This is a genomic window from Variovorax sp., from assembly GCF_035634955.1.
Lineage (GTDB): Bacteria > Pseudomonadota > Gammaproteobacteria > Burkholderiales > Burkholderiaceae_C > Variovorax.
Map to the genome: position 1 here is coordinate 167,387 of NZ_DASQBZ010000022.1, position 10,672 is coordinate 178,058.

At 68.3% G+C, this 10,672-nt stretch carries 11 protein-coding genes and 3 tRNA genes; 12 read left to right on the forward strand and 2 right to left on the reverse strand.

Annotated features, from left to right (window positions below; translation table 11 throughout):
* Positions 1 to 63 precede the first annotated feature (63 nt).
* Positions 64 to 1,566 carry an anthranilate synthase component I gene (trpE, locus tag VES41_RS12885; RefSeq protein WP_324817409.1) on the forward strand — a complete coding sequence of 501 codons (1,503 nt, stop codon included), beginning with the start codon at positions 64 to 66 and terminating at the stop codon, positions 1,564 to 1,566.
* Between the two features lie 14 nt (positions 1,567 to 1,580).
* Here the strand turns inward: trpE and VES41_RS12890 are convergent, their stop codons facing one another.
* Both VES41_RS12890 and VES41_RS12895 read right to left on the reverse strand, forming a co-directional pair.
* Complete coding sequence (locus VES41_RS12890) at positions 1,581 to 3,230, reverse strand: methyl-accepting chemotaxis protein (RefSeq protein WP_324817412.1); 1,650 nt, start codon at positions 3,228 to 3,230, stop codon at positions 1,581 to 1,583.
* 165 nt (positions 3,231 to 3,395) lie between these two features.
* Positions 3,396 to 4,418: an AraC family transcriptional regulator gene (locus VES41_RS12895; RefSeq protein WP_324817414.1), complete on the reverse strand. Its 1,023-nt coding sequence runs from the start codon at positions 4,416 to 4,418 to the stop codon at positions 3,396 to 3,398.
* Between the two features lie 352 nt (positions 4,419 to 4,770).
* Here VES41_RS12895 and VES41_RS12900 point away from each other — a divergent pair, with 352 nt between their 5' ends.
* The 11 genes from VES41_RS12900 to VES41_RS12950 form a co-directional block, all read left to right on the forward strand.
* Positions 4,771 to 4,959 carry a hypothetical protein gene (locus VES41_RS12900; protein ID WP_324817417.1) on the forward strand — a complete coding sequence of 63 codons (189 nt, stop codon included), beginning with the start codon at positions 4,771 to 4,773 and terminating at the stop codon, positions 4,957 to 4,959.
* A gap of 11 nt (positions 4,960 to 4,970) precedes the next feature.
* Positions 4,971 to 5,546 (forward strand): aminodeoxychorismate/anthranilate synthase component II, encoded by a 576-nt coding sequence (locus VES41_RS12905; protein ID WP_324817453.1) that lies wholly within the window; start codon positions 4,971 to 4,973, stop codon positions 5,544 to 5,546.
* A gap of 2 nt (positions 5,547 to 5,548) precedes the next feature.
* Complete coding sequence (gene ltaE, locus VES41_RS12910) at positions 5,549 to 6,592, forward strand: low-specificity L-threonine aldolase (RefSeq protein WP_324817419.1); 1,044 nt, start codon at positions 5,549 to 5,551, stop codon at positions 6,590 to 6,592.
* A gap of 29 nt (positions 6,593 to 6,621) precedes the next feature.
* Positions 6,622 to 7,296 (forward strand): LysE family translocator, encoded by a 675-nt coding sequence (locus VES41_RS12915; RefSeq protein ID WP_324817421.1) that lies wholly within the window; start codon positions 6,622 to 6,624, stop codon positions 7,294 to 7,296.
* Positions 7,297 to 7,336: 40 nt separating this feature from the next.
* On the forward strand, positions 7,337 to 8,374 hold the full coding sequence (trpD, locus tag VES41_RS12920; RefSeq protein ID WP_324817423.1) for an anthranilate phosphoribosyltransferase: 1,038 nt from the start codon (positions 7,337 to 7,339) through the stop codon (positions 8,372 to 8,374).
* Positions 8,375 to 8,376: 2 nt separating this feature from the next.
* Positions 8,377 to 9,177, forward strand: a complete 801-nt coding sequence (gene trpC / locus VES41_RS12925) for an indole-3-glycerol phosphate synthase TrpC (RefSeq protein WP_324817426.1) — start codon at positions 8,377 to 8,379, stop codon at positions 9,175 to 9,177.
* 61 nt (positions 9,178 to 9,238) lie between these two features.
* On the forward strand, positions 9,239 to 9,985 hold the full coding sequence (locus tag VES41_RS12930) for a uracil-DNA glycosylase (RefSeq protein ID WP_324817427.1): 747 nt from the start codon (positions 9,239 to 9,241) through the stop codon (positions 9,983 to 9,985).
* 102 nt (positions 9,986 to 10,087) lie between these two features.
* Positions 10,088 to 10,173 (forward strand) — tRNA-Tyr (locus tag VES41_RS12935).
* Positions 10,174 to 10,225: 52 nt separating this feature from the next.
* Positions 10,226 to 10,299, forward strand: a tRNA-Gly gene (locus VES41_RS12940).
* A gap of 47 nt (positions 10,300 to 10,346) precedes the next feature.
* Positions 10,347 to 10,421, forward strand: a tRNA-Thr gene (locus VES41_RS12945).
* Positions 10,422 to 10,492: 71 nt separating this feature from the next.
* On the forward strand, positions 10,493 to 10,672 hold a 180-nt coding region (locus VES41_RS12950; RefSeq protein ID WP_324817430.1), incomplete at its 3' end, for a GTP-binding protein.

The window sequence follows — 10,672 nt, forward strand, 5'->3', positions numbered from 1 at the left end:
GGCCAAACCTGTGAATGATCTGCCGCCGGCCAACGTGCGCCGCCCGGCCCATGGAGAGCACCCGTGATCACCGAACTCGAATTCAAGAGCCTGAGCAGCCAGGGCTTCAACCGCATTCCGCTCATGGTCGAGGCGTTCGCCGACCTCGAAACCCCGTTGTCGCTGTACCTGAAGCTGGCCAATGCCAAGGACGGCGGACGCTTCAGTTTCCTGCTGGAGTCGGTCGTCGGCGGCGAGCGTTTCGGCCGCTACAGCTTCATCGGCCTGCCGGCCCGCACCCTGCTGCGCGCCAGCGGCTTCGGCGAAGAGGCCGTGACGGAGGTCGTGACCGACGGCCGCGTGGTCGAAAGCGCCAAGGGCAATCCGCTGGATTTCGTTGCCGCCTACCAGCGGCGCTTCAAGGTCGCGCTGCGCCCGGGACTGCCGCGTTTCTGCGGCGGGCTGGCTGGCTACTTCGGCTACGACACGGTTCGCCACATCGAGCGCAAGCTGGAAAAGACCTGTCCGCCCGACAACCTGGGCTGCCCGGACATCCTGCTGCTGCAGTGCGAGGAACTCGCGGTCATCGACAACCTGTCGGGCAAGCTGTACCTGATCGTCTACGCCGACCCCTCGCAGCCTGAGGCCTATGGCAAGGCCAAGCGGCGCCTGCGGGAGTTGCGCGACCTGCTCAAGTATTCGGTCAGCGCGCCGGTGGTGCGGCCGTCCGAGGCGCATCCACCGCAGCGCAGCTTTGCCAAGGCCGACTACCTCGCCGCGGTGGAACGCGCCAAGGAGCTGATTGCCGCGGGCGACTTCATGCAGGTGCAGGTGGGCCAGCGCATCAGCAAGCGCTATACCGAGTCGCCGCTGTCGCTGTATCGCGCGCTGCGTTCGCTCAATCCGTCGCCCTACATGTATTTCTACAACCTGGGCGATTTTCACGTCGTGGGCGCGTCGCCGGAGATCCTGGTGCGCCAGGAGAACACGCCCGAAGGCGAGCAGAAGATCACTATCCGCCCGCTGGCCGGCACCCGGCCGCGCGGCGCTTCGCCCGAGCTGGACAAGGCGGCCGAGCAGGAACTGGTCAACGACCCGAAGGAGCGCGCCGAGCACGTCATGCTGATTGACCTGGCGCGCAACGACATCGGCCGCATCGCCAAGACCGGCACGGTCAAGGTGACCGAGGCCTTCGCCGTGGAGCGCTACAGCCACGTCATGCACATCGTGAGCAACGTCGAGGGCACGCTCGAAGACGGCATGACCGCCATCGACGTGCTGCGCGCCACGTTCCCGGCCGGCACGCTGACCGGTGCGCCCAAGGTGCACGCGATGGAATTGATCGACCAGCTCGAGCCGGTCAAGCGCGGCCTGTACGGCGGCGCCTGCGGCTACATCAGCTATGCCGGCGACATGGACGTCGCGATCGCGATCCGCACCGGTATCGTCAAGGACCAGACGCTCTACGTACAGGCCGCGGCCGGCGTGGTGGCGGATTCGGTGCCCGAACTGGAGTGGAAGGAGACCGAGGCCAAGGCGCGGGCCATCCTGCGCGCGGCCGAACTGGTCGAGGAAGGACTGGAGTGAGCTTGCCGCCTTAGTCAGTGCGCAGCCATCGCGGCAATGCGCGCATCGTCGCGCGGGTGGATATTCGCCTGCGCCGGCAGCTGCGCGCCGTCGTCCGGGATCCACTGCTGCTGCTGCTGCGACAGCTTGAATACGGCGACCGCCTGCACCAGTTGCTGCGCCTGCTCCTTCAGGCTCTGCGCCGCGGCAGCGCTCTGCTCGACCAGCGCCGCGTTTTGCTGCGTCACCTGGTCCATCTGGTCGACGGCGTTGCCTACCTGCTGGATGCCGGCGCTTTGCTCGACGCTGGCCGTGGTGATCTCCGACACGATCTCGTTCACCCGCCCGATCGACCTGACGATCTCGTTCATGGTCTTGCCGGCCTGGTCCACCAGCACCATGCCTCGTTCGACCTGCTCGCCGCTGTTGCCGATCAGCGTCTTGATCTCCTTGGCCGCGTCGGCGCTGCGCCGCGCCAGCGTGCGCACCTCGCTGGCCACCACCGCGAAGCCGCGTCCCTGCTCACCGGCGCGGGCGGCCTCGACCGCCGCATTCAGCGCGAGGATGTTGGTCTGGAAGGCGATGCCGTCGATCAAGCTGGTGATGTCGCTGACCTCGCGGCTGCCTTCGCTGATGCCTTGCATGGTCGAGACCACCTTGCCCATGACATCGCCCCCCTGCACCGCGACCGAGGCCGCGTCCTGCGCCAGATTGCTGGCCTGCCTGGCGCATTCGGCGTTGGTGCCGACGGTCGTGTTCAGCTGCTCCATGGTGGCGGCGGTCTGCTGCAGCGCACTGGCCTGCTCCTCCGTGCGCTGGCTCAGGTCGGCGTTGCCGACGGCAATCTGCGAAGAGCCGGTGGCGATGCTGTCGCTGCCCTCGCGCACCTGCGCGACGATGCGCCGCAGGCCGTCGACCATGCGGTCCAGGGCCCGCAGCAACTGCCCGGTCTCGTCGGCGGAAGACGCGGATACGTTGACCGTCAGGTCGCCCGCGGCGACGCGCTCGGCCACGGTCACCGCTTCACGGATCGGCCGCGTGATGGACCGGCTCACCCACAGGCCCATCACCGCGGCAATGGCGACGGCCAGCAGCGACCCGGTGATGTTGATGATGCGGACCAGGCGGCGCTGCTCCGCGGAGGCTTGCGTGCGAGCGGCCAGCAGCGCGTTTTCGGACTTGGAGAATTCCTCCTCCAGGCCGCGGAACCCGTCCATGGCCACCTTGTCGCGCGCCTTGACGAACTCGGCGATCAGCTCGCTCGACTGGCGCTGCCCGGCGTCGACCTCCCGGCGCATGGCGATGTAGCCCTCGGCCACGCGCGCGAACTTCTGATGCTGCGCCTCGATGCCGACCAGGCGGCGTTGCTGTTCGTCGTTGTCCGACGTCAACTCCTTGGCCCTGGACCATGCGCTTTGAAACCCCTTGATGCCGCTTTGCCACGGCGCGAGAAAGCTTTCGTCGCCACTGAGCAGGAAGCCGCGGGCGCCGGTCTCCATGTTGATCATGCTCGCGAGAATGTTGTTCGAAGCGTCGAGGACCTGGTAGCTATGGGTGTTCCACCCTTCGACCCGCTCGAGCTTCGCGGCGCTCCACAGCGACACGCCGCCGACGACCGCAAAGGTGAGGATCACGGCGCTGAACGCCGCGAGGAGCTTGGTGGATATCTTCAGGTTGGTGAACATGACAAGCCTTTCGAGTCTCTGGTTGGCGAGCAGCGCACGGCGGCGGGATGCGCCGGAATGCTTGCTGTTGTTTTCGGCCCGAGAGGCGGTGTCTGGAGGGTTGAAGTGGCCAGTTTCGGCGCGAAGCGGCCAATGCCGGTGACGCGGGCCGGCATTGACCGGCCGTCAATCGCGCGCGAACGCTTCGGACGGGCAGGTGCCCGTCCAGCGCTTGAAGGCTCTTCTGAAGCTGCGCAGGTCGCCGAAGCCGGCTTCCGCCGCGGTTCGGGAAATGGTCATGCCGCCGTCGGTGATCAGTTCCAGTGCGCGCGCCTTGCGAACCTCGTCGGCCAGGGCGTGGTAGTTGGTCCCGGCCTCCGCCAGGCGGCGCCTGAATGTCCGTTCGCTCAGGTTCAAGGCGGCTGCGAGCGCCGCGAGCGTCGGCATCGACGGCAGGGCGTGGCGCATCATCCTTTCCGCAGCCTCGACGACGGGGCATCGGGTTCGCAGGAAATGCTCCTCCTGCTCGAGCAGGTGGCAGGCCAGCCGATACGACCTGGCATTCGCCGTCGGTATGGGGGCGGCCATCCAGGACGCCTCGGAGATCAGCCGGTTGTGCCGGCAGCCGAAGCGCACCGGGCAGCCCGCGAAGTCCTCGAACAGGTGCGCGCGTGCCGGCTGGCGATGGACGAACTCGATCGCCAGCGGCGTGTAGTGGGCGCCCGCCAGGTGCCGCAGGATGCTGACCATGCCCACCAGGAGCTTGTCCGCGAGGAACGCCGCGACGTCTGCGCAGTTGGGAAGCGGCTCGGCCAGCAGGACGTGCCGGCCCGGAGCGGCCGCCTGCTGCCGCACGGCCAGCAGGAAGCCGGCGCTGCGGGGATACCGGAGCGCGAGGTCGACGGCTTCGCCCAGGGCCGAACTCGCCATCAGCCCCAGCGCCAGGATGCCGCGGCTGGCGAGGTTGGTGCGCGCACCCAACACAGCACCCAATGACGCGTCCCCGGTCAGGCACAGGACGCGTCGGGCGGCTTCGACGGCGCGGTCGTGAGGAAGGCAGAAGCGCGGGTTGTCGAGGTCACCCGGCGTGAAGGCCAGACCCTGGCAGACGCCCTCGACGTCGATGCCTTGGCGCCTGGCCTCGTCGAACAGCGGCCGAAGCGTGAGCGGCGCCACCCGCCATGACGTAGGCAAGGACTCGATCGGCATCCCGTTTTCTCCCTGATTTCGTTCTCGTCGGCGCTCCGGTCTTGAGGCCGGTCCGAGTCGGCACGCCGCGACGCCGCAATGCTATCCGCACAAGGGGCGTGCTAAGATCAAAATGCAGTTGCCCGGCGCGGGCCGCCCGTGAATACGGGTGTGAATCGCGCGCGTCGCCGGGGCTGAACCTCAATCTGTCGATGATCCGTACCGTTTCGATCAACGTTGCTCGGTGGTGGCGCTTCCAGTAGGAAGCGGCACGTTGTTGCGGTCCTGAACCGCTCCTTGCCGCCGGGACGGTGGGCAAGGTCAAGCAGATGGCTCTCCGGCACGGCGGCTCCCAGAACCCAGGAGATTGCCGATGCCCCGAAATCCCTTCAGTCGTTTCTGCCGCAAGGCACATGCCTTGCATGGCGCCCGGCGCCGCGGCACCCTCGCGGGCCTGGTGCCGAGTTCCCGCGTCGATGCCGGCGATGCCGGTGCGCTGTCGGTGGGCATGACCTGCGGCGCCTCTTTCCGCAAAACCTTTGCCAGCGAGGCGGTGCTGTGAACAAGCTGCTGATGATCGACAACTACGACTCCTTCACCTACAACCTGGTGCAGTATTTCGGCGAACTCGGGGCGCAGGTGGAGACGGTGCGCAACGACGAGATCACGCTCGACGAGATCGGTGCGCGCATCGCCGCCGGCGTGAGCCGCCTGGTGATCTCGCCCGGGCCGTGCTCGCCGGCCGAGGCCGGCGTGTCGGTGCCGGCCATCGAAACCTTCGCAGGCAAGCTGCCGATCCTGGGCGTGTGCCTGGGCCATCAGTCGATCGGCGCGGCCTTCGGCGGGCAGATCGTGCGGGCCCGGCAATTGATGCACGGCAAGACCAGCGAGATCCAGACCACGCGCGAGGGGGTGTTCGCCGGGCTGCCCGAGCGCTTCACCGTCAACCGCTACCACTCGCTGTCGATCGCGCGCGAGAGCTGCCCGGCAGAACTGGCGATCACCGCCTGGACCGACGACGGCGAGATCATGGGGGTGCGCCACACCGGCTTCGAGCACGCAGTGCGCATCGAGGGCGTGCAGTTCCATCCCGAATCGATCCTGACCGAGCACGGGCACGCCATGCTCCGCAACTTTCTGGAGGCGTGAGCATGGCAACCGTCGACCTGCGCAGCGACACGGTGACGCAACCCACGCCCGCGATGCGCGCGGCGATGATGGCGGCGCCACTGGGCGACGATGTGTTCGCCGCCGATCCCAGCGTCAACGCGCTACAGCAGAAGATCGCCGACCTGCTGGGCTTCGAGGCCGCGCTGTTCCTGCCGACCGGCACGCAGAGCAACCTGTGCGGCATCCTGGCGCACTGCCAGCGCGGCGACGAGTACATCGTCGGCCAGCAGGCGCATTGCTACCGCTGGGAGGGTGGCGGCGCGGCCGTCTTCGGCAGCGTGCAGCCGCAGCCGCTGGAACACCTGGCCGACGGCAGCTTCCGGCTGTCCGACATCGAGGCGGCCATCAAGCCGGACGACGCCCATTTCGCCCGCACGCGGTTGCTGGCGCTGGAGAACACGCTGGGCGGCAAGCTGCTGCCCTTCGCGCAGGTGCAGGCGGCCACGCAGCTGGCTGCCGACAAGGGGCTGGCACGCCACCTGGATGGCGCGCGCCTGTTCAACGCCGCGGTGGCGCAGGCCGCGGCCTGCGGCGGCGCGGCCCGGGCCGAGGCGCGTCGCATCGCCCAGTGCTTCGACAGCGTGTCGGTGTGCTTCAGCAAGGGCCTCGGCGCGCCGGTCGGCTCGGCGCTGTGCGGGTCGCGCGCATTCATCGCCCGCGCCCACCGCATCCGCAAGATGGCCGGCGGCGGCATGCGCCAGGCCGGGCTGCTGGCCGCGGCCGCCAGCCATGCGCTCGAGCACCATGTCGACCGGCTGGCCGAGGACCATGCCTTGGCGCGGCGCCTGGCCGACGGCCTGGCGGGCGTGGCGGGGCTGAAGGTCGAGCCGCCGCAGACCAACATCGTCTTCGCCGACCTGGAGGACGACGCGCGCGACCGCAGTGCCGAGTTGCTGGCGCACCTGCAGTCGCAGGGCATCCTGGCCACCGGGCTGTACCGCCTGCGCTTCGTCACCCACCTGGACGTGGACGCGGCCGGCGTGGACCGGGCGGTCGCCGCCATCCGGCGCTTCTTCGGGGCCTGAAGGGCGGACAAGAGGCAAAAGGCCGAACCATGCCCGACACGTCCCACCTTCTCGCGTTCGTCGCCGCCGGCCTGCTGCTCAACCTGACGCCGGGGCCGGATGTCTTCTTCATCATCAGCCAGGGGCTGCGGCAAGGCGCACGCGCGGGCATGGTGGCGGCACTGGGCATCACGGCCGGATGCTGCGTGCACATCGTGGCGGCGGCGGTCGGCGTGAGTGCGCTGGTCGCTGCCTCGGCCACGGCCTTCACCGTGCTCAAGTGGGTCGGCGCGGCCTATCTCGTCTACGTCGGGCTGGCGATGCTGTTCAGCCGTGCGCCGGCCGGCGTGCCGGTGCTGGGCGCGGGCGCGGTCACCGGCCCGGCGGACGCCGTGCCGCTGCGGACGGTGTTCCGGCGCGGCTTCTGGACCAATGCGCTCAACCCGAAGGTGGCGCTGTTCTTCCTGGCCTTCGTGCCGCAGTTCATCGCGCCCGGCGCGGCGCATCCTTCGCTGGCCTTCCTGGCGCTCGGCCTGCTGTTCAACTTCAATGCCTTGTGGGTGAACTTCGGCTGGGCCTTGTCCGCGGCATGGCTGGCCCGGCGCGTCGGCGCGGTGCAGCGCGGCATGGGCTGGCTGGAGCGCGGCGCGGGCCTCCTCTTCATCGGCTTCGGCCTCAAGCTGGCGCTGGCGGATTCCCCCGCCGCGGCGCCGGCGTCACACTAGGCCTGTTCGCAGGCCCCGGATCTTCACGCGGAGACTCACCATGTCCATCACTCCCCAAGAGGCGCTGCAGCGCACCATCGAGCACCGCGAGGTGTTTCACGACGAGATGCTGCACATCATGCGGCTGATCATGAGCGGCGAATGCTCGCCCGTGCTGATGGCCGCCTTCATCACCGGCCTGCGCGTCAAGAAGGAGACCATCGGCGAGATCACCGCCGCCGCGCAGGTCATGCGCGAGGTGTCGACCAAGGTGCCGGTGGCCGACACCCGCAACCTGGTGGACATCGTGGGCACCGGCGGCGATGGCGCGCATACCTTCAACATCTCCACCTGCTCGATGTTCGTGGCGGCCGCGGCCGGCGCCAAGGTGAGCAAGCACGGCGGGCGCAGCGTGAGCAGCAAGTCGGGCAGCGCGGACGTGCTGGAGGCGCTGGGCGTCAACATCAACCTCAAGCCCGCGCAGATCGCCGCCTGCGTGGCCGAGGTCGGCATCGGCTTCATGTTCGCGCCGAATCACCATCCGGCCATGAAGAACGTCGCGCCCGTGCGCAAGGAACTGGGCATCAAGACCATCTTCAACATCCTGGGCCCGCTGACCAACCCGGCCGGCGCGCCCAATATCCTGATGGGCGTGTTCCACGCGGACCTGGTGGGCATCCAGGTGCGGGCACTGCAGCGTCTGGGCGCCGAGCATGCGCTGGTGGTCTACGGCCGCGACGGGCTGGACGAAATCTCGCTGGGTGCGGCCACCATGGTCGGTGAATTGCGCAACGGGGAGATCCGCGAGTACGAAATGCACCCCGAGGACTTCGGCTTCGCCATGGCCAGCACCCGGGCGCTTCGGGTGGAAACGCCCGAGCAGTCGAGGGCGTTGCTGGTCGGCGTGCTCGAAGGCGAGGCCGGCCCGGCGCGCGACATCGTCCTGCTCAACGCCGGCGCGGCGCTGTTCGCGGCCGACGTGGCCGAGTCGGTGGCGCAAGGGGTCGAGCGCGCGCGCGAGGCGATCGATTCCGGCGCGGCGCGTCGCAAGCTGCAGCAACTGGCCGACTTCAGCCAGCGCGCGGGACAGGAGGGTTGAACATGTCGGATATCCTGAACAAGATCGTCGCCGTCAAGCATGAGGAAGTGGCTGCCGCGCGCAAGCGGGTCGCGCCGGAACTCATGCGCCAGGACGCCGAGTCGCGCGTGCTCACGCGCGACTTCATCGGCGCGCTGCGCCGCAAGATCGAGCGCGGCCAGGCCGGCGTCATTGCCGAGGTGAAGAAGGCCAGTCCGAGCAAGGGCGTGTTGCGGGAGGATTTCGAGCCGGCCGACATCGCGCAAAGCTACGCCGTGGGCGACGGTACCGTGAGCGCGGCCTGCCTGTCGGTGCTGACGGATCGCCAGTTCTTCCAGGGCAGCATCGACAACCTGAAGCTCGCGCGCGCCTCCTGCGAACTGCCGGTGCTGCGCAAGGATTTCATGGTCGACGCCTACCAGATCTATGAATCGCGCGCGATCGGCGCCGACGCGGTCCTGCTGATCGCTGCCTGCCTGGACGACGCGCAGTTGCGGGACTTCGAGGCCATCGCGCACGGGCTCGGCATGGCGGTCCTCGTCGAAGTGCACGACGAGGCCGAGATGGAGCGGGCCCTGCGCCTGAGGACGCCGCTCATCGGGGTGAACAACCGCAACCTGCGCACCTTCGAGGTGTCGCTCGACACCACGCTCGCGCTGCAGGCCAAGGTGCCGCCCGAGCGGCTGCTGGTCACCGAATCGGGCATCGCCACACGCGAAGACGTGGCGCGGCTGCGGCAGGCCGGCGTGCATGCGTTCCTGGTCGGCGAAGCATTCATTCGCGCGCAGGAGCCGGGCGAGGCGCTGGCGCAGCTCTTCCAATGAGCCGTCGGACGGCCACACCCGCGATGGCCCGCGCCGCTGCGACCTGCGCGAGGATCGTTCCATGAGCGCCCAGTCGAGCCAGTTGATGCACGCCGATCCGGCGCAGTGGCCGGTGGCTCCCGGCTGGCAGCCGCTGGTCGACGAATTCTTCGCCAGCGCCACCGGTCGCGGTCTGCTGCAGTTCCTGCGACAGCGGCTGGACGCCGGCGCCGTGATCTTTCCGCCCGAGCCGCTGCGCGCGCTCGAACTCACGCCGCCGGAGTCGGTTCGCATCGTCATCCTCGGCCAGGACCCATACCACGGCCGCGGTCAGGCCGAAGGCCTGGCGTTCTCGGTCGCGCCGGGCGTGGCCCTGCCGCCGTCGCTGCGCAACATCTTCAAGGAAATGCAGCGCGACCTGGGCGTCGCGCCGCCGCCGTTCCCCGATCCCGGCGGCAGCCTGGTGAAGTGGGCGCGCCACGGTGTCCTGCTGCTCAACACCTGCCTGACGGTGGAGGAGGGCAAGCCGGCCAGCCACGCAGGCCGCGGGTGGGAGGCGCTGACCGACGCGGTGTTCCGCCACGTCGCCGCCAGCGACCGCTCGGTGGTCTTCATGCTCTGGGGCGCCCATGCGCAGGGCAAGCGCAGCCTGATCGACGCCAGCCGCCACTGCGTGCTGGCGGCCAATCACCCGTCGCCCCTGTCGGCCATGCGTCCGCCGGTGCCCTTCATCGGCTGCGGCCATTTCGGGCAGGCGCGGGCGCATCGCGCGCTTCAGCAGGGCGTCGGCAGCGAGCCGGAATCACGCACCGACCGCGGTCCTGTATAATTTGGCCCGGCTAGAAATTGGTGCGCGACGACGAACTCGTTGGTTTTTGCATCGGCCGGTCTGGCCGACGCACTCAAAGCGTGCTATATTTCGAGGTTCGCCGGAGAGGTGGCCGAGTGGTTAATGGCAGCAGACTGTAAATCTGCCGGTTTATACCTACGCTGGTTCGAATCCAGCCCTCTCCACCAGCGAAAGTTTGCAGAGGATTTTGCAGCATTGCCGGGCATTTGCGCGGGCAAGGCGGGAGTAGTTCAATGGTAGAACCCCAGCCTTCCAAGCTGATGACGCGGGTTCGATTCCCGTCTCCCGCTCCACATTGGCTGGAGCGCCCGTCGCGGACGAGGCAGTGCTGAGAAAATTCGCCCATGTGGCTCAGTGGTAGAGCACTCCCTTGGTAAGGGAGAGGTCGCGGGTCCGATTCCCGCCATGGGCACCACAATTTTTGAGAAGCCGGGGTGCCGCGCCCCGCATGCCTGGTACTGATCAGTTTTTTTCGGAGTCGATGACATGGCAAAAGACAAGTTCGAGCGCACCAAGCCGCACGTGAACGTGGGCACGATCGGTCACGTTGACCACGGCAAGACCACGCTGACGGCGGCGATCGCGACGGTGCTGTCGTCCAAGTTCGGCGGCATGGCCAAGAAGTACGACGAGATCGACGCTGCGCCCGAAGAAAAGGCGCGCGGC